Origin of the sequence: Rugamonas brunnea, assembly GCF_014042345.1 — a bacterium.
Classification (GTDB): domain Bacteria; phylum Pseudomonadota; class Gammaproteobacteria; order Burkholderiales; family Burkholderiaceae_D; genus Rugamonas; species Rugamonas brunnea.
In genome coordinates this window covers 52,620-77,302 of record NZ_JACEZT010000015.1, presented here as the reverse complement: position 1 = coordinate 77,302, position 24,683 = coordinate 52,620, and the positions used below count along the sequence as shown (strand labels likewise).

Below are 24,683 nucleotides of genomic sequence, written 5' to 3'. Positions count from 1 at the left end.
CCGCCATTGACCCAGGTTTTCATGGAATAACAGGAAAAATATATGTCACTAACGATAGCTGTGCCACGTGAAGTTTACCCGCAGGAGAAACGCGTCGCCACCGTGCCCGAGGTGGTCGAAAAGCTCATTAAACTGGGCTTCTCGGTCGCCGTGGAAACGGGGGCCGGCGATGCCGCCAATTTCAGTGACGATGCCTACCGCGCCGCCGGCGCGCGCATCGTCCCCAGCGCCCCCGAGCTTTGGGCGCAGGCCGACATCGTCTTCAAGGTAAGGGGTCCGAACCCGGAGGAAGTGGCGCTGGTGCGTGAAGGCAGCACGCTGGTGTCCTTCATCTGGCCGGCCCAGAACCCCGAATTGCTGCAGCAACTGGCGGCCAAGAAGGCCACCGTGCTGGCGATCGACGCGCTGCCGCGTACCCTGAGCCGCGCTCAGAAGATGGACGCGCTCACTTCCATGGCTGGCGTGGCCGGCTATCGCGCCGTGATCGAGGCAGCCAACGCGTTTGGCCGCTTCTTCAACGGCCAGGTGACGGCGGCCGGCAAGATCCCGCCGGCCAAGGTCTTCATCGCCGGCGCCGGTGTGGCCGGCCTGGCGGCGATCGGCACGGCCGTGGGCCTGGGCGCCATCGTGCGCGCCAACGACACCCGGGCCGAAGTGGCCGACCAGGTGGTGTCGCTGGGCGGTGAATTCGTCAAGGTCGACTACGAGGAAGAGGGCGGCGGCGGCGGCGGTTACGCCAAGGTGATGAGCGAGGGCTTCCAGCAGGCCCAGCGCGCCATGTACGCCCAGCAGGCCAAGGAGGTGGACATCATCATCACCACCGCCCTGATCCCCGGCAAACCGGCGCCCCGGCTGATCACGGCCGACATGGTGCGCAGCATGAAGCCGGGCAGCGTGATCGTGGACATGGCCGCCGAACAGGGCGGCAACTGCGAGCTGACCGTGCCGGGCCAGGTGGTGGTGCAGCATGGCGTGACCATCGTCGGCTACACCGACCTGGTGAGCCGCCTGTCCAAGCAATCGTCGACCCTGTATTCGAACAACCTGCTGCGCCTGACCGAGGAACTGTGCAAGACCAAGGATGGCGTCATCAACGTCAACATGGAGGACGACGCCATTCGCGGCCTGACCGTGATCAAGCAGGGCGAAGTCACGTGGCCGCCGCCAGCGCCCAAGGCGCCGCCGCCACCGGCCCCCAAGCCGGCTGCGGCCGCCCCGGCGCCCAAGGCGCACGGCCATGGCGCGCCGTCCGCGCCCGCCTCGACCGGGCGCGTGGTCGCCATGTTCGGCGTGGCCGCCGCGCTGCTGCTGGCGATCGGCGCGTTCGCTCCAGCCGCCTTCCTCGGCCACTTCACGGTGTTCGTGCTGGCCTGCTTCATCGGCTACATGGTGGTGTGGAACGTGACGCCGGCCCTGCATACGCCGCTGATGAGCGTGACCAACGCCATTTCCAGCATTATCGCCATCGGCGCGCTGGTGCAGATCGCACCGCCGGTGGACGCGGCCCTGGCCCGTCCGGCTGATGCGATCCGCTGGCTGGCCATGATCGGTATCGTGCTGACCGCGATCAATATGTTCGGCGGCTTCGCCGTCACGCGCCGCATGCTGGCGATGTTCCGCAAATAATTCGAAGAGGGCTAACAATGTCTGAAAGTCTCACCACCGTCGCCTACCTGGGGGCGACGATCCTGTTCATCCTGAGCCTGGGCGGCCTGTCGCACCCGGAATCGGCGCGGCGCGGCAACGCCTACGGCATGATCGGCATGGCGATCGCCGTGCTGGCCACGGTCCTGGGCCCGCACGTGACGGCCTCCGGCCTGTCGTGGATCGTGGCCGCCATGGTCGCCGGCGGCTCGCTGGGCCTGTACGCGGCGCGCACCGTGCAGATGACGCAAATGCCGGAACTGGTGGCATTGATGCACAGCCTGGTCGGCCTGGCCGCCACGCTGGTCGGCTACGCCAACTACATCGATCCGTCCGTATCGGCCCAGCTGGCCGGCGCGGAAAAGACGATCCATGAGGTGGAAATCTACATCGGCGTGCTGATTGGCGCCATCACGCTGTCCGGTTCCCTGATCGCGTTCGGCAAACTGTCGGGCCGCGTGGGCGGCAAGCCGCTGCTGCTGCCTGGCCGTCACTGGCTCAACCTGATCGGCCTGCTGGTGGTGATCGTCGTCGGCCAGCGTTTCCTGGGCGCCGAATCGGTATCCGACGGCATGCTGCCGCTGGTCGTGATGACCGTGATCGCGCTGTTGTTCGGCGTGCACATGGTGATGGCCATCGGCGGCGCCGACATGCCAGTGGTGGTGTCGATGCTGAACAGCTATTCCGGTTGGGCGGCTGCGGCCACCGGCTTCATGCTCAACAACGACCTGCTGATCGTGACCGGCGCGCTGGTCGGTTCCTCGGGTGCGATCCTGTCCTACATCATGTGCCGCGCGATGAACCGCAACTTCATCAGCGTGATCGCGGGTGGCTTTGGCGGTGGCGCCACCAAGCCTGCAGCCGGTGGTGGCGGCGCCGCCCAACCGGAAGGCGAAGTAGTGGCCGTGACCGCCGCCGAGACCAGCGAGATGCTGCGCGAAGCGAAGAACGTGATCATCGTGCCGGGCTACGGCATGGCGGTGGCGCAGGCGCAGCACACGGTGAATGAGATCACCCAGTATCTGCGCTCCAAGGGCGTGAATGTGCGCTTCGGTATCCACCCGGTGGCGGGCCGTATGCCGGGCCACATGAACGTGCTGCTGGCCGAGGCCAAGGTGCCGTACGATATCGTGCAGGAGATGGATGAACTGAACGATGATTTCGGCGACACCGATATCGCGATGGTCATCGGCGCCAACGACATCGTCAACCCGGCCGCGCAGGACGATCCGTCCAGCCCGATCGCCGGCATGCCGGTGCTGGAGGTGTGGAAGGCGAAGAACTCGATCGTGATGAAGCGCAGCATGGCCTCCGGCTACGCGGGCGTCGACAATCCGCTGTTCTACAAGGAGAACAACCGCATGCTGTTCGGTGACGCGAAGAAGATGCTGGATGAGGTGCTGGCGGCCCTGAAAGCGGCAGCGTAATCGCAGGCAGCAGTTGATGTGATGTGCGAAAGGCCAATCTTCGGATTGGCCTTTTTTTTATCGCGATGCGAAGGGTGATCAGCGCGTCCGGGCGCGGCGTTGCACGGGCAGGCTGGCCAGGGGCAGGGCGGCCGGCGGTGGCGCCGCTTCAGCCGCTTCGGCTGCTTCCAGTGATTCGATGATGGGACAATCGGGCCGTTCGTCGCCGTGGCAGCAGTTCACCAGGCTTTCCAGCGCGGTGCGCATTTGCTGGAGTTCCTGCAGTTTTGCATCCAGCTCGGCCAGATGCGCCTGTGCCAGCGCCTTGACCTGGCGGCTGGAGCGTTCCCGGTTCTGCCACAGGTCGAGCAATTCGCCCACCTGGTCCAGCGCGAAACCAAGGTCGCGGCAATGGCGGATGAAGCGCAACCGCGCCACATCCTTGTCGCCATAGCGCCGGTAGCCGGCATCCGAGCGGCCCGGCTGCGGCAGCAGGCCGATACTCTCATAGTGCCGTATCTTTTTCGCCGAGACCCCGGAGATCGCGGCGACTTCCCCTATATTCATCGACCTGCTCCCGTAGCGTGGTGGCCACCAGTCTGCACCTTCCCGCGATGGGAAGGTCAAGCGCATTGTAGCGCGTGTAACGCGTGCGGGAGCGGGACGATCAGGCGCGTTTGCGGCGCGCCAGCACACCGACCAGTGCCAGACCAGCCAGCATCATGCCGTAGGTTTCAGGCTCAGGGACGGCGGGGGCGAAGGTGGCGGTGTAGGCCATCGCCGGCACGTACCAGCTCGACCACGGCGTTTGCAGAGTCAGCGGATCGGTGCCGGCCGAATTCAGGAAACGGAAGCCGCCACCCAGGCCGCCATCCGAATTCGAACCGGCGATGCTCACTTCGGACATCGGCGACGCTACGCCGGCCACGGTCAGGTAGGCGATGTAGTTGGTGCCGGCGGTCAGGGTCAGGTTGATGCCATTCGCGCCCAGGTACTGGACGCCGCCGTTGTAGCTGATCGGTGCGCTGGTGTACAGGGCCGGACCGACTGGCTTGCTGCCATCCCAGGCGGCAATGGTGAGGTCGACATTGCCGCTGACGCCGGACAGTGCCTGGAAGGTGAAGCTCTTCAGGACGCCGCCGGGCGCGGTGAAGAATTCGCCATAGCTGGTCGTGTCGGGGGCGCCCATCGAGTAGATCGGGGAGCCGATGACGCCGGTGTTGGTGTAGGTCGTATCGGCGTGGGCTGCGCCGCACAGGAAGGCGGTGGCGATGGTCAGGCTGGTGGCGATGCGCTTCAATTTCATGGAGATCCCTTTCGACGATGGCGGTTGACCGCAGTGTTTTGTATAAGAGCAGTAATGATAACAAATTGTCTATACACAAAAACACTATTTTTGCATTTTTCCATCATTTCCTTCTGGTCATTGTTGTATCGCCGCAATTACTGGACGCCAGCACCAGCCAAACCCGGTCATCAAAATTTTCTTGAGTGTTGCAATTTAGGAAACCGCTATAAGCATATTAGATATCAGGTAACTTGATAATTAACTTGATATACTTCCTGATATTATCCAGTCATTTCACAGCCCATCAATCCATGCGAAAGGCAGGGCGGCGTACGCCCTTGTCGAAGGAGATGCCCGCCCTCGCGCGTCCGCGCCAGGACCAACCGCTTTCACGCTGCGGGAAAGAAAACCGGGTGCCCCGCGGCGGGCCGCCTGCCGTCAGGCAGCGTGGCCACCAGCAGCCCGGCCAACCATGTGCAGTCATAACAATCAAACCGGAGACAAACCAATGAATGGTCGACAACTGACCGGAACCGCCGCCGCCGCCAGCGCGGTCTTGCTGCTTGCCGCCTGCGGTGGCGGCGACAGCGTGGCGCCCCTGCCGCAACTGGCCGCCGCCACGGGCGCGACCCTATCCTCCTGCGCCGACCTGGCCACGCGCATCGCCTATCCCAACACGGTCATCACGGCCGCCAACGACATTCCCGCCGGCACGCTGGTCGTCGCCGGCAAGCCGGTGGCGCAGCATTGCCAGGTCACGGGCCAGATGTTCCAGCGCGTCAGTCCGGTCGATGGCAAGCGCTATGCGATCGGCTTCGAAATGCGGCTGCCGGTCAACTGGAACGGCCGCTTCTTCTACCAGGCCAACGGCGGCCTCGACGGCGTGGTCGCCACGGCCACCGGCCCGGTGGGCGGCGGCGGCCCGCTGGACCATGCCCTGAACCAGGGTTTCGCCGTCATCAGTTCCGATGCCGGCCACAACGGTTCGCAGATTCCCTCGTTCGGCATCGATCCGCAGGCGCGCCTCGATTATGGCTACCAGGCCGTGGGCAAGCTCACGCCGATGGCCAAGGCGCTGATCAAGACCGCCTACGGCAAGGAGCCCGATCGTTCCTACATCGGCGGCTGCTCCAATGGCGGCCGGCACACGATGGTGGCGGCGGCCCGCTACGCCGACCAGTACGACGGTTTCCTGGTCGGTGATCCGGGCTTCCGGCTGCCGCTCGCGGCCACGGCCAATATCGCCGGCGGCAAGACCTACGCCGCGCTGGCCAGCACGCCGGGCGACTTGTCCACCGGCTTCACGGCCGCCGAGCGCACGCTGGTGTCGAACGCGGTGCTGGACAAGTGCGACGCGCTCGACGGCGTGAAGGATGGCATGGTGCAGGACGGCGCCGCCTGCCAGGCCGCGTTCAACCTGGAACGCGACGTCCCCACCTGCGCCGGCGCGCGCGACGGCACCTGCCTGAGCGCAGCGCAAAAGACGGCTATCGGCCAGTTGTTCGCCGGCGCCACCACCGCCACCGGCAAGAAGATCTACGCCGGCTTCCCGTATGACGCCGGGCTGGCGACGCCCGGCTGGGCCTCGTGGAAGTTCACCTCCCCGATGCAGCGCGATGCCGGCGCCGTGGGCCTGGTGTGGCAGGCGCCGCCCGAGGACGCGGCCAGCTTCGATGGCACCAGCTTCGTCCTGAACGGCAATCTGGACGACATGCTGGCCAAGATCGGCGCCACCACGGCCACCTACACCGAGAGCGCCCTGTCGTTCATGTTGCCGCCCAACGTCAGCGACCTGGGTGCACTGAAGAAGCGCGGCGCCAAGCTGCTGGCCTACCACGGCACCAGCGATCCGATCTTCTCCAGCGACGACACCAACGCCTGGTACGACAGCCTGCGCGCGGCCAATGGCGGCGATGCGGCCAACTTTGCCCGCTTCTTCCGCGTGCCCGGCATGAACCATTGCAGCGGCGGCCCGACGGCCGACCAGTTCGACATGCTCACGCCGCTGGTCAACTGGGTCGAGAAGGGCCAGGCGCCGGACGCCGTGACGGCCAGCGTGCGTGGCCCCGGCAACAGCGGCGGCGTCAACGCCGACGTGCCGGCAAGCTGGTCCGCGAGCCGCAGCCGGCCGTTGTGCGCCTATCCGAAGGTGGCGAAGTACAAGGGCAGCGGCAGCGTCGAGGACGCCGCCAATTTCAGTTGCCAGTGAAGCGATAGTTGAAACAGTGCGCTGGCGCGGCCCGGTCGCGCCAGCGAATCATGGTGTCCATTTTTACAAGGAATAAAAACATGAAATCGATCATTCCATCCATCAAGACCTGCATCGGCGTGGCGCTGCTGCTGCCCGCGCTGTGCCTGGCCGGCGAGGACCGGGGCACGGCGCCCGAAGCGGAAGCGCTGGTGAAGAAGGCGGTCGCCTACTGGAAGCAGAACGGCAGGGACAAGGCGCTGGCGGAGTTCAACAAGCAGGGCAGTCAGTTCCGCGTCAAGGATATGTACGTCGTCGCCTTCGACATGACGGGCATGGGCCTGGCCCATCCCAATCCCAAGCTGGTCGGCAAATCCACGCCCGGCATCAAGGATGTCGATGGCAAGATGATCTTCCGCGAATATGTAAATACCGTGGAAACCAAGGGCCGGGGCTGGGTCGATTACAAGTGGCCGAGCCCGGCCACCGGCGCCATCGAGAGCAAGTCCACGTATCTGGAAAAAGTGGACGACGTCATCATCGGCGCCGGGATCTACAAGTAATCTTCAATTCTGGACGGGCCCGCCCGCCTGAACCCGCCTGAGCCCGCAAGGGCAGGGCGGGCAGGACAGGCAGGACGGGCATGGCGGGCGGGACGGCCCGGACGAACGGCGGGCGCGGCTTACATGGCTAGACCGGCTAGAACGGCTAGAACGGCTAGAACGGCTAGAGCGGCGCCCGGTCCAGGTGCTCGGCCACCATTTCCCGCACCAGGTCGATCAGCCCCTGCTGGGTGGCCGTGACCTGGCGGTGCGAATTGACGGCCAGCGACAGCTTGGCCTTGAGTCCATCGCCGAGGATGGAGCGCAGCCGGTACTGGCGCGCGCTGGCCAGGTTGGCCACCGCCGTCTGCGACAGGATGGCGTAACCGAAGCCCTCGGCCACCAGATCGAGGATGGCGTTCACGCCGTCCACTTCGAAGGCGATGGTGGGGCGCAGACCCAGGTTGGCCAGTTCGCCTTCGATCAGCATGCGGATCGCGTTCGGGCGGCTGGGCACGATCAGCGGGTAGTCCGGCAATTCGCCGATGGCGACCGGCGTGGCCGGCACGCCGTCGCCCTGGGGCGCGACCAGGAACAATTCTTCCTCCAGCAGCGGCGTCAGGTCCACATCGGGCAGGGGCGAGGCGTTGTACAGCAGGGCCACGTCCAGCCGGCCCGACAGCAGCGATTCGTGCATGCCCGAACTCATGCCTTCGCGGATGGCCAGCGTGGCGGCCGGGAAGCGCTCCTTGAATTCGCGGAAGATCGGCACGGCCAGGATCTTCAGCAGGCTGGGCGGCAGACCCAGCGCCACATGGCCCACCAGCGCGCCGCGCGCGCGGCCCAGTTCCTCGCGCAGGCGCTCCACCTGGTACAGGATGCCGCGGCCGTATTCGAGCAGCAGCTTGCCGGCGTCGGTGGTGACGACGCCACGGCCGTTGCGCACCAACAACGTCTGCTTGAATTCCAGTTCCAACATGCGTACCTGGCGGCTCAGCGCCGGCTGGACGATGTCGAGCACGCTCGCGGCCCGCGTGAAGCTGCCGAGCTCGGCCACGCGAACGAAATATTCCAGTTGTTTCAAGTCCATCGGTGGCTATTCCTTACTCAACGTCATCGCCGGGTGTGCTCACTGGCCCTTGCTCACTTCATCGGCCAGCGTGGGGTCGATCATGATCGCGCTCAGCGCGTGCAGCACCTGGCGCAGGTTCTGGTGCAGGGCGGTGCGCTGGCCGGCCGTCAGCTTGGACAGCATGCCCGCTTCCAGCCGCGCCACGAATGCGTGCGCCTGGTCCAGCAGGGACTGGCCCGTGGCCGTCAGGCTCAGGCGCACGATGCGGCCGTGGGTGGGGTCGGGATGGCGTTCGACCCAGCCCTTTTGTTCCATCAGCTTGACCATCTCGTTGGCCGATTGCGGCGAGATCAGCGAGCGTTCGGCCAGCTGGGCGTTGCTGATCTGCGCATGTGACTCAAGGAATGACAGCGCCGTGTACTGGCTCACCGTCAGGCCCAGCGGGGTCAGGGCGTCGCGGATGCGGCGGTTGACGGCATGGTCGAGCCGGCCGATCAGGTAGCAGACACCGAGCGGGCGGTTTTTCTCGTCGCCGGCGGTGTCGTTGAGGAGTGCGTTCATGGTGATTCCGTGTGTGAAGGTTGGCAGGTTGCCTGATATATGTTGCAGATCTTACCGCAACCGGGGCCGGCATCGGAATTATTTTCGGAAAAGCTTGACGCAGGCTTGCGTTTTTATTTTTATCCTTTATGATTGATGTATCAGGTAGCCTGATATTAACCAATTAAGGAGGCTGAGAATGGCTAAGTACGAACAACGTTGGACTTGTGTGGATGTCAAAGTCGAGGCGGGCATCGCCTGGGTCACGCTGAACCGCCCGGAAAAACGCAACGCGATGAGCCCGACGCTCAACCGCGAGATGATCGATGTGCTGCAGACGCTGGAACTGGACGAGGAAGCCGCAGTGCTGGTGCTGACCGGCGCCGGCGACTCCTGGACAGCCGGCATGGACCTCAAGGAATACTTCCGCGAAACGGATGGCAAGCCCGAGATCTTCCAGGAACGTTCGCGCCGCGACGCCTGCGAATGGCAGTGGAAGCTGCTGCGCATGTACAACAAGCCGACCATCGCCATGGTCAACGGCTGGTGCTTTGGCGGCGGTTTCTCGCCGCTGGTGGCCTGCGACCTGGCCATCGCCGCCGACGAGGCCACCTTCGGCCTGTCCGAGATCAACTGGGGCATCCCGCCGGGCAACCTGGTGAGCAAGGCCATGGCCGACACCGTCGGTCACCGCGAATCGCTGTACTACATCATGACGGGCGAGCCGTTCGGCGGCCAGAAGGCGGCGCAGATGGGCCTGGTCAACAAGAGCGTGCCGCGCGCCCAGTTGCGCGAAGAAGTGCAAGCGCTGGCCAACAAGTTGCTGGAGAAGAATCCGGTGGTGCTGCGCTACGCCAAGAACGGCTTCAAGCGTTGCCGCGAACTCGATTGGGACCAGTGCGAGGACTACCTGTACGCCAAGCTGGACCAGTGCATCGGCCGCGATCCAGAGCAGGGCCGCAAGGAAGGCATGAAGCAATTCCTCGATGACAAGACCCTCAAGCCCGGCCTGCAAACCTACCAGCGCAAATAAGCCGGCACCAACCTACACCGACCGGCAGCCCATTGCAGGCGCCGGAACCCTATCGAGGAGGAGACGATGAATAAGATTGCATTGCTGATCGGCGGCGAGAGCCGTCCCGCCGCCAACGGCGCCACGTTCGAGCGCAAGAACCCCGTCAGCGGCGAGGTGGTGACGCTGGCCGCCGCCGCCACGCTGGAAGACGCCGACGCTGCCGTGGCCGCCGCCGCCGCCGCGTTCCCGGCCTGGGCCGCGATGGCGCCCAGCGCGCGCCGTTTGCTGCTGCTGAAGGCGGCCGAGGTGATGGACCGCCGGGCGCCCGACTTTATCGCCATGGGCGTGGCCGAGGCGGCGTCGACGCCGGTGTGGTACGGCTTCAACGCCATGCTGGCGGCCAATATGCTGCGCGACGCGGCCGGCATGGTCAACCAGGTTGGCGGCGAAGTGATCCCGTCCGACGTGGACGGCAACCTGGCCATGGCCGTGCGCCAGCCGGCTGGCGTGGTGCTCGGCATCGCGCCGTGGAACGCGCCTGTCATCCTGGGCACGCGCGCCATCGCTGTGCCTCTGGCCTGCGGCAACACGGTGGTGCTGAAGGCGTCGGAACTGACGCCGGGCCTGCACCGCCTGATCGGCGACGTGTTCCAGGAGGCGGGCTTCCCGGCCGGCGTCGTCAATGTGCTCAGCAACGCGCCGGCCGACGCGGCGGCGCTGGTCGAGCGCTTGATCGCCAATCCGGCCGTCAAGCGCGTCAACTTCACCGGTTCGACCCATGTTGGCCGCATCATCGGCCAGCTGGCGGCCAAATACCTGAAGCCGGCCGTGCTGGAACTGGGCGGCAAGAACCCGATGCTGGTGCTGGAAGATGCCGATATCGACGAAGCCGTGACGGCCGCCGCCTTCGGCTCCTACTTCAACCAGGGCCAGATCTGCATGTCCACCGATCGCATCATCGTCGCCCGTTCCGTGGCCGATGCGTTTGTCGACAAGCTGGCGACCAAGGTGGCGAGCATGAAAGCGGGCAAGCCGGGCAGCGAGGGCTGCATCCTGGGCGCCATGGTCAGCCCCGAGGCGGCCGCGCGCGTCGAGCGCCTGGTGGCCGACGCGGTGGCCAAGGGCGCAACGCTGGCCACCGGCCCGGTGCAGGCCGACGGCGCGCTACTGCAACCGGTGCTGGTGGATGGCCTGACCAAGGCCATGGACCTGTACCGCGAGGAAGCGTTCGGCCCCGTGGTCTCGGTGCTGCGCGTGGACAGCGACGACGAGGCGGTGGCGCTGGCCAACGACAGCGAGTACGGCTTGTCGGCCTCCGTGTTCAGCAAGGACATCGGGCGCGCCATGGCGCTGGCCAAGCGCATCGAGTCGGGCATCTGCCACATCAACTCCTCGACCGTGCATGACGAGGCGCCGATGCCGTTCGGCGGCGTCAAGGCGTCCGGCTACGGCCGCTTCGGCGGCAAGGCGGGCATGGCCGAGTTCACCGACCTGCGCTGGATTACGGTGCAAACCACGCACCGCCACTACCCGGTGTAGGAAAGTCGCTTCCGCGGCGGGCGGCCGGCCCTGATCAGGGCCGGCCCGCTGGATCAGTATTTGAGTCATTTCGGCGCGGGCCCGCCCCGCGCCCACAGTTTGGGATAACACATGGACACCTACGGCGCACCGCTGCGCGATATGCGCTTCATCCTCGACCATCTGGTCGGCATCGACAGTATCGCGGCCTTGCCCGGCTGCGAGGCGGCCGAACCGGAGCTGGTCTACAGCATTCTTGAGGAAGCCGACAAATTCGCGGCCGGCGTGCTGGCGCCGATCAACAAGTCCGGCGACCTGCAGGGCTGCCGCCTCGATGGCGACCGCGTGGTCGTGCCCTACGGCTGGCAGGAGGCCTGGGACCAATTCGTGGCCGGCGGCTGGCTGGGCCTGTCGCTGCCGGAGCAGTACGGCGGGCAGGGCTTGCCCAAGGCGCTCTGGGCGCCCGTGTGGGAGATGTGGTTCTCCGCCAACCTGGCCTTCACCATGCTGCCGCAACTGACGCTGGGCCAGACCGAGGCGCTGGACGTGGCGGCCGATGAGGCCATGAAGGCCCTGTACCTGCCGCGCATCGTCAGCGGCGAGTGGGCCTGCAATATGAGCCTGACGGAGCCGCAGGCCGGTTCCGATCTGGCGGCCGTGCGCATGCGCGCCGAAGCCGCCGCCGACGGCAGCTATCGCCTGTTTGGCCAAAAGATTTTCATTTCCTACGGCGACCATGAACTGACGGACAACATCGTCCACCTGGTGCTGGCCCGGCTGCCCGACGCGCCGGCCGGCATCAAGGGCATTTCGCTGTTCCTGGTGCCCAAGTTCCTCGTCAACGCCGACGGCAGCCTGGGGGCGAAGAACGATGTGCGCGCCGTCTCGCTGGAACACAAGATGGGCATCCACGGCAGCCCGACCTGCACCATGGCCTATGGCGACCAGGGCGGGGCGGTTGGTTACCTCGTGGGGGAACTGAATCGCGGCATCGAATACATGTTCGTGATGATGAACGAAGCCCGTTTCGGCGTCAGCCTGCACGGCGTGGCGCTGGCCGAACGCGCCTACCAGATGGCGCTGCGCTACGCGAATGAGCGCAGCCAGGGCAAGGTGGCGGGCGAGGCCGGCCGGCCTATCGCCGGCCACCCGGACGTCAAACGCCAGTTGCTGGCGATGCGCACCCGGATTTTCGCCATGCGGGCGCTGGTCTATCCGGCTGCCGCGTGGTTCGATCAGGCGCGCCACCATCCATCGCCCGAGGCGGCCGCCCGCAGCCGACGTTACATCGACCTGCTGATGCCGGTGCTGAAGGGCTGGAATACCGAGACCGGCAATCTGGTTTGCGACGACGCGATCCAGGTGTTCGGCGGCATGGGCTTTGTCGAGGAAACGGGCGTCGCCCAGCACTACCGCGACGGGCGCGTGACGCGCATTTACGAGGGCACCACCGGCATCCAGGCCAATGATCTGGTCAGCCGCAAGATCCTGCGCGAGAACGGCGCCACGCTGCGCGAACTGGTGGCCGAGATCCGCGCCGACGTCGCGGCCCTGGCCGACGTGCGGGAGCTGGCCGGCCACGCCAAGGCGCTGGCGGCCAATGTGGACGATCTGGAGCGGGCCACCGACTTCCTGCTGGCCAACGGCAGCAGCGATCCCGCCACCGTGCAGGCGGCGGCCGTGCCTTTCCTGCATCTGGCGGGACTGGTGTGCGCCGGCTGGCGCGTGGCCCAGGCGGCGCGCGCGGCGCAAGGCGGGCTGGCCGCAGCGGCGTCGGCAGGGGCCGCAGCGGCAACTGGAGCGGCAGGAGTGGCAGGAGTGGCAGCGGCAGCAGGGGCAGCAGGGGCGGCTGAATCGGCCCCGGCGGGCGCCCCGGGCGCGGGTGCGGAGGATGCCGGCTACCTGCGCGGCGTGCTGGCGCTGGCCAGCTTCTGGTTCGCCACCTATGCGCCGCAAGTGCGCGGCCACGCCGACACCGTGGCCGCCTCGGCCTGCGTCGGCCTGGCGCCGGACACCGCCCTCTGGGCCTGAATTCCAACGGCGTGGCGCGCTGAACAAGGTGGCTTGAACATCGCGCGCTATCGCCAGACAATACGACTACAGGAGACAAGATGAATACCGCAGCATTCAAGGCTATCGTGGAAGCCGACTACCGGCCCGTCAGCATCGGTCATCCGCCGGCGGAGATCCGGTGCGATGCCGACGGCGTCTGGCACATCCGCCCGCTCGAAGCGCTGGGCGACTACCCGCGCTGTCTGACCGACCGCCTGGTGGACGGCGCCCACCAGTTCCCGGAGCGCACGCTGATGGCGGCGCGCGGCGAGGATGGCGAGTGGGTCCGCATCAGCTATGCCGACATGCTGGCGCGCGTACGCCGCATCGGCCAGTGGCTGCTTGATCGTGGCCTGTCGGTCGAACGCCCATTGCTGGTGTTGTCCGGGAACGACCTTGAGCACAGCCAGCTGATGTTCGCCGCCATGTACGCCGGCATACCCTATTCGTCGGTGTCGCCGGCCTATTCGCTGGTGGCCACCGACTACGGCAAGCTGCGCCACATCGTCGACACGGTCACGCCGGGCATGGTGTACGCGGCGGAAGGCGCGCCGTTCGCCAAGGCCATCGCCGGCGCGCTGGCGGCCGACGTGGAGATCGTGCTGGGCAAGGGCGAACTGCCCGACCGCCCCAGCATCGCGTTCGCGGACCTGCTGGAGACGGTGCCGAAGACGGTCGATGCCGCCAACGCCGCCGTCGGCCCGGATACCATCGCCAAGTTCCTGTTCACCTCCGGCTCGACCAAGCTGCCCAAGGCCGTGGTGACCACGCAACGCATGTTGTGCGCCAACCAGCAGATGCTGTTGCAAACCATGCCTTACTTCGCCGAGGAGCCGCCGGTGCTGGTCGACTGGCTGCCGTGGAACCACACCTTCGGCGGCAGCCACAACGTCGGCATCGCGCTCTACAACGGCGGCAGCTTCTACATCGACGATGGCCAGCCCACCGCCAAGCGCTTCGACGCCACCCTGCGCAACCTGCGCGAGATTTCGCCCACCGTCTATTTCAACGTGCCCAAGGCGTGGGAAGACCTGACCGTGGTGCTCGAACACGACGCCCAGTTGCGCGAAAAATTCTTCGCCCGCCTGAAGCTGTTCTTCTTCGCCGGCGCCGGCCTGTCGCAGGCGGCCTGGGACCGGCTCGACCGCGTCACCGAAGCCCATTGCGGCCATTTGATCCGGATGATGGTGGGACTGGGCATGACGGAGACGGCGCCGTCCTGCCTGTTCTCGACCGGCGGCGTGATCGGCGCCGGCTACGTCGGCCTGCCGGCGCCCGGTTGCGAGGTCAAACTGGTGCCCATCGACGGCAAGCTGGAAGCGCGCATGCGCGGCCCGCACGTGATGCCTGGCTACTGGCGCAATCCGGCGCAAAGCGCGGAAGTGTTCGACGCCGAGGGCTACTACTGCACCGGCGACGCGCTCAAGTTCGTCGACGCGGCGCGGCCCGAACTGGGCCTGGTGTTCGACGGCCGCATCGCGGAAGATTTCAAGCTGTCCTCGGGCACCTTCGTCAGCGTCGGTCCGCTGCGCGCCAAGGTCATCACCGCCGGCGCGCCCTATGTGCAGGACGTGGTGGTGGCCGGCATGAACCGCGACCAGATCGGCCTGCTGATCTTCGCCCGTCCGGCCGAATGCCGGCAACTGGCCGGCCTCGATGAGCGGGCCGACCTGTTCGAGGTGATGACCCATGCGGCCGTGCGCGCCCACTTCCAGGCGTTGCTGGCGCGCGTCAACAGCACGGCCACCGGCTCGGCCAACCGGGTCGCCTGGATACGCTTGCTGGAAACCCCGCCGTCGATCGACCACAGCGAGGTGACGGACAAGGGCTCGATCAACCAGCGCGCCGTGCTGGCCCGGCGCGCGGAGCTGATCGAAGCGCTGTATCGCGGCCAGGACGATTTCGTCATCCTCGCCTGAGCCCAAGCCAAAGCGCGGGCCCGAGCCCGACCCCGGGCCGGCGCCGCGCGCCGGCCCCGTCACCACCACATCCAGGAGCACACCATGCATTGCGACGACCTGATCGCCATTGATTTCCACACCCATGCCGAAGTGTCCTGCTGCCAGGGCCACGACCATTTCGGCGATGAATTCGACCGCGCGGCCGACAAGTATTTCGGCTCGGACCGGCGCCCCACCATCGCCGAGACGGTGGCCTACTACCGCGAGCGCAAGATCGGACTAGTGATGTTCACCGTCGACGCGGAAGCCCAGATCGGCCGGCGCCGCATCCCCAACGAGGAGATCGCCGAGGCGGCGCGCGCCAACAGCGACATGATGATCGCCTTCGCCAGCATCGACCCGCACAAGGGCGTGATGGGCGCGCGCGAGGCGCGCCGCCTGATCGAGGAATACGGTGTGCGCGGCTTCAAGTTTCATCCCACCGTGCAGGGCTTCCTGCCCTACGACCGTTTCGCCTGGCCGCTGTACGAGGTGATCGCCGAATACGGCTTGCCGGCCATCTTCCACACCGGCCATTCGGGCATCGGCAGCGGCATGCGCGCCGGCGGCGGCCTGCGGGTGGCCAATTCCAACCCGATGTTGCTGGAGGACGTGGCCATCGACTTCCCCGACATGCAGATCGTGATGGCCCACCCGAGCTGGCCGTGGCAGGACGAAGCGTTGTCGCTGTGCCTGCACAAGCCGAACGTGTGGATCGACCTGTCGGGCTGGTCGCCGCGCTACTTCCCGCCACAGTTGGTGCAATACGCCAACACGCTGTTGCGCGAACGCATATTGTTCGGCTCCGATTTTCCCTTGATTACGCCGGACCGCTGGCTGGCCGATTTCGAGAAGGCCGGCTTCAAACCGGAGGTCGCGCCCTTGATTCTGAAGCAGAACGCCATGCGCCTGCTGGGGCTGGGCGCCAAATAGTGCATTTTTTGCGCGCATTTTGCGCGCTTATCGCAAAAGGGTATAACTGCTAGTGCCCGCGATCTCTTCCACCCTATATAGCAGGCCTGCACAATCAGTCATATGCAATAACGTAATTTTTAGCGGTTCAACTACATCCCACGGCAAGTGGAGGAGACACAATATGACGCCCAATAACACGATCGACATACGCAAGTTGGTCGAAGAGAGCAAGTTCACCCGGTTCCACTTCCTGATCTTCGCGATCTGCTTCTTCGTCATCCTGCTCGATGGCTTCGACACCGCCGCCATCGGCTACATCGCGCCGTCGCTGCTCAAGGAGTGGGGCCTGACCAAGCCGCAACTGGCGCCCGTGCTGAGCGCCGCGCTGGCCGGCCTGGCGCTGGGCTCGGTGGCCATCGGCCCGCTGGCCGACCGCCTGGGCCGCAAGTTCCTGCTGTGCGGCGCCGTGGGCCTGTTCGGCCTGGCCAGCTTGGTTTCCTCGACCGCCGGCAGCCTCAACGAACTGGTGGCCTGGCGCTTCATCACCGGCCTGGGCCTGGGCGGCGCGATGCCGCTGGCCGTCACCATGGCCAACGAGTTCGCCCCCGGCAAACGCCGCGCCTTGCTGACCAGCGCCATGTTCACCGGCTTCCCGCTGGGCGCGGCCTGGGGCGGTTTCCTGTCGGCCTGGATGATCCCGGCCTGGGGCTGGCGCAGCGTGCTGCAACTGGGCGGCGTGCTGCCGATCTGCCTGGCGCTGGTCATGCTGTTCCTGGTGCCGGAATCGGTGCAGTTCCTGGTGGCGCGCGGCCGTTCGGCCGACCGCATCCGCGCCGTGCTGTCGCGTTTCTCGGACAAGGTGGGCGAGGCCAGCGCGTTCGTCATGGGCGACAAGGCGCAGGGCGCCGGCGCCACCGAGACGGGCAAAACCGGCGTCGCGCTGATCCTGTCGCGCTCCTACGTGGTCGGTTCCACCATGCTGTGGCTGACCTATGGCATGGGCATCGTCATCTTCTACGCGCTGATCAACTGGATGCCGATCCTGCTCAAGGACGGCGGCCTCGATCCGAAAACGGCCGTGTTGGTGACCTCGCTGTTCCCGCTGGGCGGCGTAGGCGCAATCGCCTTCGGCCTGCTGATGGACAAGTTCAACGCCAACCGCGTCATCATGTTTGGCTACCTGCTCACCGCCGTCTGCGTGTACGGCATCGGCCAGGCGGCCGGTAACCTGGGCTGGCTGGTGCTGATGGTGTTCGTCGCCGGCGCCGTGATGAATACCACGCAGAGCAGCATGCCGGCCCTGGCGGCCAACTTCTACCCGACCGCGGGTCGCGCCACCGGAGTGGCTTGGATGATGGCCATCGGCCGCATCGGCGCCGTCGCCGCGCCGTTCCTGGTGGCTGAGCTGCAGCGCCGCCAGTTCGGTTTCGACCAGATCTTCGCGGTGCTGGCCATCCCCGGCCTGATCGCCGCCATCGCCCTGTTCGTCAAGAACAGCTCCCATCCGGAGCGCAAGCCGGTGCTGCTGCAGCCGGCCGATGCCTGAGGCGCCCGCGCCCCTGTTCCAGCCCACCCGGGCATACCCCAACCACCGGCCGGCCGCCTGAGCGCGGCCAGCTGAATACCGAATTTCTTCCCGGCCCGCCGGGAGGGATGCCCCCGCTTTGTCCAGCGGGAATGACAATAAAACCAGGAGATAAGTAATGACCGCATTCCAGCACCCCGCCAAGCCCATCGTTGGCGCACTGATCGCCGCCTTTGGCCTGGCCGGCGCCTTGCCGGCGCACGCCGACAGCGAAGTCGACGCACTGCGCCGCGAACTGGCCGAGCAGCGCCAACTGATCCAGAAGCTGCTGGGCCAGCAGGAGAGCCAGCAGCGGGCCGTGTCCAGCATCGAACAGAAAGTGGCTGCCGCCCCGGCCGCCCCGGCCGCCCAAGCCGCCAGCGCCTCGGCGCTGCCGCAGGGCATGACGATCTACGGCATCCTCGACGGCGGCGTCGAGCGCATCACCGACGTCAAGAACGGCGCCGTCGAAGGCAGCGTGACCCGCATGCCTAACATCACCGGCACCGTGGCGTCGCGCCTGGGCTTCAAGGTGAACAAGGAGCTGGTGCCTGGCATCAACGGCGTGGCCGTGTTGGAGACCGGCTTTAACTTCGACAGCGGCACGCTGGGGCAGGGCGGTCGCCTGTTCGGCCGCCAGCTGTACGCCGGCGTCGAGACGGCCTATGGCGCCTTCACCATGGGCCGCCAGTATTCGATGCTGGTGTTCGCCATGGATTCTGACCTGCTGGGTCCGAACATCTACGCGCTCGGCTCGCTCGACGCCTACCTGCCCAACGCCCGCTACGACAATGCGCTGGCCTGGCGCGGCAAGTTCGGCAAGGCCTCGTTCGGCGCCGTCTACAGCCTGGCGCGCGACACGGCCGGCGGCGCACCCGGCACCGGCACCTGCGCCGGTGAACTGCCGGGCGCGGGCAGCAATGCCTGCCGTGGCTGGTCGGCCATGGCCAAGTACGACGACGCCCGTTTCGGCGTGGCGGCGGCATACGATGAGCAAAAGGGCGGCACCGGCGCGCTGGCCAACTTCTTCAACGGCGCCGCGCCGATCGCGTTCACGCGGCCGGAGGACAGCGACAAGCGCAGCCACCTGGGCGGCTACGTCAACCTCGGCAACGCCAACGGCGGCGCCGGCGGCAAGATCGGCATCGGCTGGCTGGGCCGCAAGGCCGAACTGGCGTCGGGCACCGTCAAGTCCGATGCCTACTACCTGGAAGGCGCATGGCGCTTCAACGAGACCTATACGGTGGAAGGCGGCTACCACCGCATCACCAACAAGGACCAGGACCGCGATGCCGACCTTTACGTGCTGCGCGCGTTCTACTTCGTCACCAAGGACTTCTCGCCGTACTTCCAGCTGGCGCACATCAACAACAGCGCCAAGGCCCAGTACGCGGCTTCGGTCGGCGCTGGTGTCGCGCCACCACCCGGCGGCGCGCAGACGGCCGTGATGCTGGGCCTGCGTTACCGCTTCTGATCCGCAGCAACGCCTGAACGGTAAACCGGGGTCAGGTCATGTAGCGACGCTACATGACCTGACCCCGGTTTTTTTTTACATGGCCGCGCTGACCTGGTACAACTTGTCGAGCAGCCAGCGCATCATCGGGTGGTGCTGGTAGCGCTGGTGCCAGATCGCGTACATCGGCATCTCGGGGCAGGTGAAGGGCGTCCCGGTCTGGGAGAAGCCGGCCAGCTGGTTGGCGCCCAGGCGGTGCGGCAGCGTCGCCAGGTAGGCCGAGCCCTTGAGGAAGGGCTTGATGCCGGCGAAACCGGCCACGCTGACGGCGAAGCGCCGTTGTATGCCTTTCCCCTGCAGGTGGTCGTCGATGTCGAGGTGGCGTTGCGGTTCGTACACCACGGTGACGTGCTCGGCGGCGAGGTAGTCTTTCAGGTTGCGCGGCGCTTCGCGCACTTGCGGATCGTAAAACACGACATAGCGGTCGTTGAACAGGCGGCGTTGCACGATGTCGCTGCCGGCCGGCGGCCGTGGCGAGATGGCCAGCTGGCAGCGGTCGGTGCGCAGCAGCTCGCTGCCGGGGATGTTGGACGGGATCACGCGCAACTGCAACCGGGGCGCTTCCTGCTTGAGCAGCGCGAACAGGGCCGGCAGCAGCAGGTCGCGTTGCAGGTCGTTGGCGGCGATGGTCAGGGTGCGGTCGAGGCTGGCCGGGGCGAAATCGGGCTTGCTGCTGAACTGCTGCAACTGGTCGAGCAGCCCCCGCGCCTGCGCCGCCAGTTCGCCGGCCTGCGCCGTGGCCACCACCGAACGGCCCGATTTGACGAACAGCGGGTCGCCGACGATGGCGCGCAGCTTGTCGAGCATGTGGCTGACGGCCGACTGCGTGATGCCCAGCCGCTGCGCCGCCCGGGTCACGGAACCTTCCTCGTGGACGGCGACCAGCAGGCGCAGCAGCCGGCCGTCCAGGTCCAGGTAATCGACGTTGTTCATGCGTCCATGCTCCCCAATCTGTTGCTTTTATCGATCACGCGGCTGGCCGTGGCGCGATAGCTGTTATGCCGGACCGCGATAGCCGGCTTGTGCGCCCCGCAAGCCTTAATGCATCAAATTCTCTCATGAATAGCATCATAAATGATCTATGTATTTAATGGTTTGGTGCTTCAATAATGCAATAGCGATGCGGGATCAGCGCATGATCCGGCAGCGCGCCAACCTCGACCAATTCAGGAGATCGCAACATGACTGCTCGTCAGCAGAAGCGCACGATTCCGGGCGCGCCCATCTTCGACAGCGACGCGGCCCGTGAGGGCTACGCGCTCAACAAGATGTGCTATTCGTTCAACAGCAAGGCCAACCGCGACGCCTTCGTCAGCGACGAGCGGGCCTACTGCCAGCAATTCGGCCTCAACCAGGAACAGACCCGCGCCATCCTCGAACGCGACGTGCTGTCGCTGATCCGCGCGGGCGGCGGCGTGTACTTCCTCGGCAAGCTGGCCGGCGGCGTGCTCGGGCTGGACATGCAGGACATCGGCGCCTTGCAGACCGGTATGAGCAAGGAAGAATTCAAAGCGAAACTTGTAGCGGCGGGGAAATAAATCATGGCTAAAATCGTAGGCATCCTGAACACCTCGCACGTGCCGGCCATCGGCAAGGCGATCCACCAAAACCTTCAGCAAGATCCGTACTGGAAACCGTTCTTCGACGGTTTCCCGCCGATCCGCGCCTGGCTGGACCGGGTCAAGCCGGACATCGTCGTGTCCTGCTTCAACGACCACGGCCTCAACTTCTTCCTCGATAAGCAGCCCACCTTCGCCATCGGCGCCGCGCCCGAGTACCGCAGCGAGGACGAGGGCTGGGGCATCCCCACCATGCCCAGCTTCCCCGGCGCCGAAGACCTGTCCTGGCATATCCGCGACCGGCTGATCCGCGATGAGTTCGACATGGTCACCTGCCAGGAAATGCTGGTCGACCACGCGTTCACGCTGCCGATGGCGCTGCTGTGGCCGGAACAGAAATGGCCGGTCCGGAGCGTGCCCGTGTGCGTCAACACGGTGTTGTTCCCGCTGCCGTCGGCGCGCCGCTGCTACAAGCTCGGTGAGGCGATCGGCCGCGCCATCGCCGCCTTCCCGGAGGACGCCAAGGTGCTGGTGATCGGCTCGGGCGGCCTGTCGCACCAGCTCGAAGGCGAGCGGGCCGGTTTCATCAACAAGGAGTTCGACCTCAAGTTCATGGACAGCATGGTCAACGATCCGCAGTGGGCGACCCAGTTCTCCGATGTGGACCTGGTCGAGCAAGCCGGCAACGAAGGGGTGGAATTACTGAGCTGGCTGATCGCGCGCGGCACCGTGGCCGGCGCGGTGAAGGTGGTGCATTCCAACTTCCATATCCCGATCTCGAACACGGCGGCGGCGACCATGCTGCTGGAGCCGGTCTAAGCAGGAGGGCGGCAGCGGTGCGCGGACCGCCGCCGCCGCGCCTTCCCCTTCCTGGTGCTGTCTAGTGTGTATCCGGCAATATTTCTTGCCTGGAGGGCACGCAAACCGGGCATGATGCGCAAGCGTGGTGCGTTTCTGCCTGCTAGTGACGGGCACGCTTCCTGCATGGCTACTAAGCGTTCATCCACTTCCATGCGAGTGCGCACCATGGCTACCTCCCCACCTCCTTCCACCCTGTCCGGCGAAGTGTTCGGCGCCCTGATCAACCTGTCCGGCCGGCGCCGCTTCACCTCGCAACGGCTGGTCCTGTTCGCCGTGCTGGCCGCCAGGCCGGACCCCGCCGCCCTGGTCGCCGCGCGCGAGGCCCTCACTGCGTTCCGCGACGCCCACACCATCCTGGTCGATGGCAGCGACACCATGCCCGGCATCTTTTGCGAGGAACTGGAACGGGTCTACCACGGCAAGGAGCAGGGGCACGCGCGCATCATGGAATTCGTCGACCACGCGGAGCGTACGCTGCAGGCCATCGAAAGCAATTTCCGCAGCGTCCCCGGCCTGGTCGATGAGCTGGTGCGCTACGCCAGCACGTTGCTGCCGCTGCTGAACCACATCACCCAGGTGTACGAGGAGTTGTCCAAGCGCGACGCCTTGCAGATGAAGCGCCGCATGAACACCATGATGAACGACATCATGATGATCGCCAAGCAGGCGCGCATGGTGGCCTTCAACGCGCAGATCGTCGCCGCCCGCGCCGGCCATGCCGGGCGCGAGTTCGCCGTGGTGGCGGGACTGCTGTCCGAGATCACCGGCGAGATCGACACCCTGGTCAGCCAGGCGGTGACGCAATAGGGGCTGGTGGCGTCAGTCCGCCAGGAAGCCCGCCAGGCGCTGGCGGATGATGCTGGTGGCCTCGGCCATGATGCGGTCGATCAGTTCCTGGACGGTGGGGATGTCGTGGATCAGGCCGGCCACCATGCCGCACGACCAGGCGCCCGCTTCCATGTCGCCTTCTTTCATGATGCGCGGATAGACGCCGGCCACTTCCTCGATGATGTCCTCGAACTTGAGGGCGGCGCCCAGCGCGCGTTCCTTTTCCATCAGGCGGTCCACGGCCGCGTTACGCAGCACCCGTTCCGTGTTGCGCAGGCCGCGCATGACGAGGCGGGTATCGAGTTCGCTGGCGGCCACGATGGCTTGCTTGACGTTCTCGTGCACTGGCGCTTCCTTGGTGGCGATGAAGCGGGTGCCCATGTTGATGCCCTGGGCGCCCAGCGCCAGCGCGGCTACCAGGCTGCGGCCGTCGGCCATGCCGCCCGAGGCGACGAAGGGGATCTCCAGCTCGTCGGCCGCGCGCGGCAGCAGGATGAAGTTGGGCACGTCGTCCTCGCCGGGGTGGCCGGCGCATTCGAAGCCGTCCACGCTGACGGCGTCGCAACCGATGCTCTGCGCCTTCAGCGCGTGGCGCACCGAGGTGCACTTGTGGATCACCTTGACGCCGGCTTCATGCAGCTGGGGCAGGTATTTCTGCGGGTTGTTGCCGGCCGTTTCGACGGCCTTCACGCCACCGTCGACGATGGCGCGGATGTAGGCCGGATAATCCGGCGTGTTGATGATGGGCAGGAAGGTGAGGTTGACGCCGAACGGCTTGTCCGTCATCTCGCGGCAGCGGGCGATTTCGCGGGCCAGGTCGTCGGCCGAGCGTTGCGTCAGGCCGGTGATCATGCCCAGGCCGCCCGCGTTGGAGACGGCGGCCGCCATCTCGGCGTAGCCCACGTGGTGCATGCCGCCCTGGATGATGGGATGTTCGATGCCGAATAATTCCGTGATTTTCGTTTTCATGACGTATTTCGCTTGAAGTGGATGGTTGGATGCGGCGAACACACCTGTCGAACCCGGCGGCGCGCTGGCCTGTCCCGGCTATTGTCGCAGCGGCGTGCGGCATCGCCACAGGGCCGGGATGGACATTCGATAGTCATTTCAGGCCAATATGCGTTATGCTGGCGGCCATGAACCTGCCCGCCGCCCCGACCGCCACGATTGCCAGGACCGCTACCACTGCCCCGGCCGCCCCGGCCGCGCTGCGCGTCCGCCAGGCGCCCAGCATCCACCCCGTCTATGTGCGCCTGTTGTGCAACACCTTGCGCAAGCGCGGGCTGGCCGTGGAGGCCTTGCTCGCCGGCGCCGGCCTGGCGCCGGACGCGCTCAGCGAGGCGGCCGGTCCCATCCTGTTTTCCCAGTTGCTGGCGTTGCTGCGGCTGGCCGTGCGGCAGTGCCCGGACCCTTTGCTGTCGATCGAGTGGGGCCGGCGCATCCGCGCCAACGTGCATGGCAACGTCGGCAACGCCATCTTTTCCTGCAACACCGTGCGCCAGGCCTTGCGCACGGCGGAAATGCTGGCCAGCCTGCGCTGCTCGGGCATCCGCGTGACCCTGCGCGAGGCGGGCGGCTTTGTCCGGATGGAGCTGGTACCCGTGGTGCCGCTGTATGAGCTGGACGAATTCGTTTCCACGGTGGTCGCGTTCACGGCCATCGAAGTGTTGCGCGGGCTGGTCAGCGGCGGCATCGGGCGCGTGTGCATCGAGTATCCGTTCTCCGCGCCCGCCTGGGAGGCCGAGCGCGCCGCCCACTGCCCGTGCGATGCGCAATTCGACGCGCCCATGCTGGCGGCCCGGATTCCGGCCGACCTGCTGGAGCGGGAACTGCCGACCGCCGATGCCCACGCCCATGCCCTGGCCATGCGCCAGTGCCAGCTCGACATGCGGGCTGGGTCGGCCCACTTGTCCGAGCGCGTGGCCGCCTGGCTGGCCGGCCATGCGGGCGCCTATCCCACGCTCGACCAGGTGGCCGCCCACTTCTGCCTGTCGCCGCGCACCTTGCGCCGGATGCTGCAGCAGGAAGGGCAGCAGTACCAGAAGATCCTCGACCAGGTGCGCATGGACGCGACCCGGCTGCTACTCACGCAATCGGCGCTGAGCATCGACGAGATCGCGGCGCATGCCGGCTACAGCGACACTTCCAACTTCATCCGCGCCTTCCGCCGCCATCATCAACAGACGCCGCGCCAGTTCCGCGATGCCGGCGGCGCTGCCTTGCACAGCGAGTGAAACC

At 66.2% G+C, this 24,683-nt stretch carries 21 protein-coding genes; 15 read left to right on the top strand and 6 right to left on the bottom strand.

What is annotated here, in order from left to right; all coding sequences use genetic code 11:
• The first annotated feature begins 42 nt into the window (after positions 1-42).
• Both H3H37_RS20070 and pntB read left to right on the top strand, forming a co-directional pair.
• Positions 43-1,626, top strand: a complete 1,584-nt coding sequence (locus H3H37_RS20070; protein ID WP_182165825.1) for a Re/Si-specific NAD(P)(+) transhydrogenase subunit alpha — start codon at positions 43-45, stop codon at positions 1,624-1,626.
• Positions 1,627-1,643: 17 nt separating this feature from the next.
• Positions 1,644-3,071 (top strand): Re/Si-specific NAD(P)(+) transhydrogenase subunit beta, encoded by a 1,428-nt coding sequence (pntB, locus tag H3H37_RS20065; RefSeq protein ID WP_182165823.1) that lies wholly within the window; start codon positions 1,644-1,646, stop codon positions 3,069-3,071.
• A 78-nt stretch (positions 3,072-3,149) separates the two neighbouring features.
• Here the strand turns inward: pntB and cueR are convergent, their stop codons facing one another.
• Together cueR and H3H37_RS20055 are read right to left on the bottom strand one after the other, a co-directional pair.
• The gene (gene cueR, locus H3H37_RS20060; RefSeq protein WP_182165821.1) at positions 3,150-3,617 is read right to left on the bottom strand and encodes a Cu(I)-responsive transcriptional regulator; all 468 of its coding nucleotides are present in this window, start codon (positions 3,615-3,617) and stop codon (positions 3,150-3,152) included.
• A 100-nt stretch (positions 3,618-3,717) separates the two neighbouring features.
• Positions 3,718-4,356 carry a PEP-CTERM sorting domain-containing protein gene (locus H3H37_RS20055; RefSeq protein ID WP_182165819.1) on the bottom strand — a complete coding sequence of 213 codons (639 nt, stop codon included), beginning with the start codon at positions 4,354-4,356 and terminating at the stop codon, positions 3,718-3,720.
• A 490-nt stretch (positions 4,357-4,846) separates the two neighbouring features.
• Here H3H37_RS20055 and H3H37_RS20050 point away from each other — a divergent pair, with 490 nt between their 5' ends.
• Both H3H37_RS20050 and H3H37_RS20045 read left to right on the top strand, forming a co-directional pair.
• Complete coding sequence (locus H3H37_RS20050) at positions 4,847-6,547, top strand: tannase/feruloyl esterase family alpha/beta hydrolase (protein ID WP_182165817.1); 1,701 nt, start codon at positions 4,847-4,849, stop codon at positions 6,545-6,547.
• An 80-nt stretch (positions 6,548-6,627) separates the two neighbouring features.
• Positions 6,628-7,089: a cache domain-containing protein gene (locus H3H37_RS20045; RefSeq protein ID WP_182165815.1), complete on the top strand. Its 462-nt coding sequence runs from the start codon at positions 6,628-6,630 to the stop codon at positions 7,087-7,089.
• A gap of 163 nt (positions 7,090-7,252) precedes the next feature.
• Here H3H37_RS20045 and H3H37_RS20040 read toward each other — a convergent pair whose 3' ends face one another.
• Together H3H37_RS20040 and H3H37_RS20035 are read right to left on the bottom strand one after the other, a co-directional pair.
• Positions 7,253-8,158 (bottom strand): LysR substrate-binding domain-containing protein, encoded by a 906-nt coding sequence (locus tag H3H37_RS20040; protein ID WP_182165813.1) that lies wholly within the window; start codon positions 8,156-8,158, stop codon positions 7,253-7,255.
• A gap of 39 nt (positions 8,159-8,197) precedes the next feature.
• On the bottom strand, positions 8,198-8,701 hold the full coding sequence (locus H3H37_RS20035) for a MarR family winged helix-turn-helix transcriptional regulator (RefSeq protein ID WP_182165811.1): 504 nt from the start codon (positions 8,699-8,701) through the stop codon (positions 8,198-8,200).
• A gap of 178 nt (positions 8,702-8,879) precedes the next feature.
• Here H3H37_RS20035 and H3H37_RS20030 point away from each other — a divergent pair, with 178 nt between their 5' ends.
• From H3H37_RS20030 to H3H37_RS20000, 7 genes are all read left to right on the top strand, one after another.
• Positions 8,880-9,713 carry a p-hydroxycinnamoyl CoA hydratase/lyase gene (locus H3H37_RS20030; protein WP_220456511.1) on the top strand — a complete coding sequence of 278 codons (834 nt, stop codon included), beginning with the start codon at positions 8,880-8,882 and terminating at the stop codon, positions 9,711-9,713.
• Positions 9,714-9,779: 66 nt separating this feature from the next.
• Positions 9,780-11,234 (top strand): aldehyde dehydrogenase, encoded by a 1,455-nt coding sequence (locus tag H3H37_RS20025; RefSeq protein ID WP_182165809.1) that lies wholly within the window; start codon positions 9,780-9,782, stop codon positions 11,232-11,234.
• A 111-nt stretch (positions 11,235-11,345) separates the two neighbouring features.
• Positions 11,346-13,244 carry an acyl-CoA dehydrogenase gene (locus H3H37_RS20020; RefSeq protein ID WP_182165807.1) on the top strand — a complete coding sequence of 633 codons (1,899 nt, stop codon included), beginning with the start codon at positions 11,346-11,348 and terminating at the stop codon, positions 13,242-13,244.
• A gap of 80 nt (positions 13,245-13,324) precedes the next feature.
• Positions 13,325-15,184: a feruloyl-CoA synthase gene (locus H3H37_RS20015; protein WP_182165805.1), complete on the top strand. Its 1,860-nt coding sequence runs from the start codon at positions 13,325-13,327 to the stop codon at positions 15,182-15,184.
• A gap of 84 nt (positions 15,185-15,268) precedes the next feature.
• Entirely contained in the window at positions 15,269-16,138 is an 870-nt protein-coding gene (locus H3H37_RS20010; RefSeq protein WP_182165803.1) for an amidohydrolase family protein, read from the top strand.
• Positions 16,139-16,301: 163 nt separating this feature from the next.
• On the top strand, positions 16,302-17,666 hold the full coding sequence (locus tag H3H37_RS20005; RefSeq protein ID WP_182165802.1) for an MFS transporter: 1,365 nt from the start codon (positions 16,302-16,304) through the stop codon (positions 17,664-17,666).
• 157 nt (positions 17,667-17,823) lie between these two features.
• The gene (locus tag H3H37_RS20000; RefSeq protein WP_182165801.1) at positions 17,824-19,158 is read left to right on the top strand and encodes a porin; all 1,335 of its coding nucleotides are present in this window, start codon (positions 17,824-17,826) and stop codon (positions 19,156-19,158) included.
• Between the two features lie 75 nt (positions 19,159-19,233).
• Here the strand turns inward: H3H37_RS20000 and H3H37_RS19995 are convergent, their stop codons facing one another.
• A complete protein-coding gene (locus H3H37_RS19995) occupies positions 19,234-20,130 on the bottom strand; it encodes a LysR family transcriptional regulator (protein WP_182165800.1) in 897 nt (298 codons plus the stop codon).
• A gap of 248 nt (positions 20,131-20,378) precedes the next feature.
• Here H3H37_RS19995 and H3H37_RS19990 point away from each other — a divergent pair, with 248 nt between their 5' ends.
• The 3 genes from H3H37_RS19990 to H3H37_RS19980 all read left to right on the top strand — a co-directional run bounded on the left by H3H37_RS19990 (position 20,379) and on the right by H3H37_RS19980 (position 22,424).
• On the top strand, positions 20,379-20,735 hold the full coding sequence (locus tag H3H37_RS19990) for a protocatechuate 4,5-dioxygenase subunit alpha (RefSeq protein WP_182165799.1): 357 nt from the start codon (positions 20,379-20,381) through the stop codon (positions 20,733-20,735).
• A gap of 3 nt (positions 20,736-20,738) precedes the next feature.
• Positions 20,739-21,575 (top strand): class III extradiol dioxygenase family protein, encoded by an 837-nt coding sequence (locus tag H3H37_RS19985; protein ID WP_182165798.1) that lies wholly within the window; start codon positions 20,739-20,741, stop codon positions 21,573-21,575.
• A 207-nt stretch (positions 21,576-21,782) separates the two neighbouring features.
• The gene (locus tag H3H37_RS19980) at positions 21,783-22,424 is read left to right on the top strand and encodes a methyl-accepting chemotaxis protein (protein WP_229218929.1); all 642 of its coding nucleotides are present in this window, start codon (positions 21,783-21,785) and stop codon (positions 22,422-22,424) included.
• 12 nt (positions 22,425-22,436) lie between these two features.
• Here H3H37_RS19980 and H3H37_RS19975 read toward each other — a convergent pair whose 3' ends face one another.
• Complete coding sequence (locus H3H37_RS19975; protein ID WP_182165796.1) at positions 22,437-23,414, bottom strand: NAD(P)H-dependent flavin oxidoreductase; 978 nt, start codon at positions 23,412-23,414, stop codon at positions 22,437-22,439.
• Positions 23,415-23,581: 167 nt separating this feature from the next.
• Between H3H37_RS19975 and H3H37_RS19970 the strand changes: the two genes are divergently transcribed.
• A complete protein-coding gene (locus H3H37_RS19970) occupies positions 23,582-24,679 on the top strand; it encodes a helix-turn-helix transcriptional regulator (RefSeq protein ID WP_182165794.1) in 1,098 nt (365 codons plus the stop codon).
• Positions 24,680-24,683: the final 4 nt, after the last annotated feature.

Bases quoted from the DNA above. Each gene is read 5' to 3' on its own strand.
- H3H37_RS19995 (WP_182165800.1), bottom strand. From the start codon at position 20,130: ATGAACAACGTCGATTACCTGGACCTGGACGGCCGGCTGCTGCGCCTG.
- H3H37_RS20045 (WP_182165815.1), top strand. From the start codon at position 6,628: ATGAAATCGATCATTCCATCCATCAAGACCTGCATCGGCGTGGCGCTG.
- pntB (WP_182165823.1), top strand. From the start codon at position 1,644: ATGTCTGAAAGTCTCACCACCGTCGCCTACCTGGGGGCGACGATCCTG.
- H3H37_RS20070 (WP_182165825.1), top strand. From the start codon at position 43: ATGTCACTAACGATAGCTGTGCCACGTGAAGTTTACCCGCAGGAGAAA.
- H3H37_RS19970 (WP_182165794.1), top strand. From the start codon at position 23,582: ATGAACCTGCCCGCCGCCCCGACCGCCACGATTGCCAGGACCGCTACC.
- H3H37_RS20055 (WP_182165819.1), bottom strand. From the start codon at position 4,356: ATGAAATTGAAGCGCATCGCCACCAGCCTGACCATCGCCACCGCCTTC.
- H3H37_RS20050 (WP_182165817.1), top strand. From the start codon at position 4,847: ATGAATGGTCGACAACTGACCGGAACCGCCGCCGCCGCCAGCGCGGTC.
- H3H37_RS19975 (WP_182165796.1), bottom strand. From the start codon at position 23,414: ATGAAAACGAAAATCACGGAATTATTCGGCATCGAACATCCCATCATC.
- H3H37_RS19985 (WP_182165798.1), top strand. From the start codon at position 20,739: ATGGCTAAAATCGTAGGCATCCTGAACACCTCGCACGTGCCGGCCATC.
- H3H37_RS20000 (WP_182165801.1), top strand. From the start codon at position 17,824: ATGACCGCATTCCAGCACCCCGCCAAGCCCATCGTTGGCGCACTGATC.
- H3H37_RS20015 (WP_182165805.1), top strand. From the start codon at position 13,325: ATGAATACCGCAGCATTCAAGGCTATCGTGGAAGCCGACTACCGGCCC.
- H3H37_RS20030 (WP_220456511.1), top strand. From the start codon at position 8,880: ATGGCTAAGTACGAACAACGTTGGACTTGTGTGGATGTCAAAGTCGAG.
- cueR (WP_182165821.1), bottom strand. From the start codon at position 3,617: ATGAATATAGGGGAAGTCGCCGCGATCTCCGGGGTCTCGGCGAAAAAG.
- H3H37_RS20005 (WP_182165802.1), top strand. From the start codon at position 16,302: ATGACGCCCAATAACACGATCGACATACGCAAGTTGGTCGAAGAGAGC.
- H3H37_RS19990 (WP_182165799.1), top strand. From the start codon at position 20,379: ATGACTGCTCGTCAGCAGAAGCGCACGATTCCGGGCGCGCCCATCTTC.
- H3H37_RS20035 (WP_182165811.1), bottom strand. From the start codon at position 8,701: ATGAACGCACTCCTCAACGACACCGCCGGCGACGAGAAAAACCGCCCG.
- H3H37_RS20010 (WP_182165803.1), top strand. From the start codon at position 15,269: ATGCATTGCGACGACCTGATCGCCATTGATTTCCACACCCATGCCGAA.
- H3H37_RS20020 (WP_182165807.1), top strand. From the start codon at position 11,346: ATGGACACCTACGGCGCACCGCTGCGCGATATGCGCTTCATCCTCGAC.
- H3H37_RS20025 (WP_182165809.1), top strand. From the start codon at position 9,780: ATGAATAAGATTGCATTGCTGATCGGCGGCGAGAGCCGTCCCGCCGCC.
- H3H37_RS20040 (WP_182165813.1), bottom strand. From the start codon at position 8,158: ATGGACTTGAAACAACTGGAATATTTCGTTCGCGTGGCCGAGCTCGGC.
- H3H37_RS19980 (WP_229218929.1), top strand. From the start codon at position 21,783: ATGGCTACCTCCCCACCTCCTTCCACCCTGTCCGGCGAAGTGTTCGGC.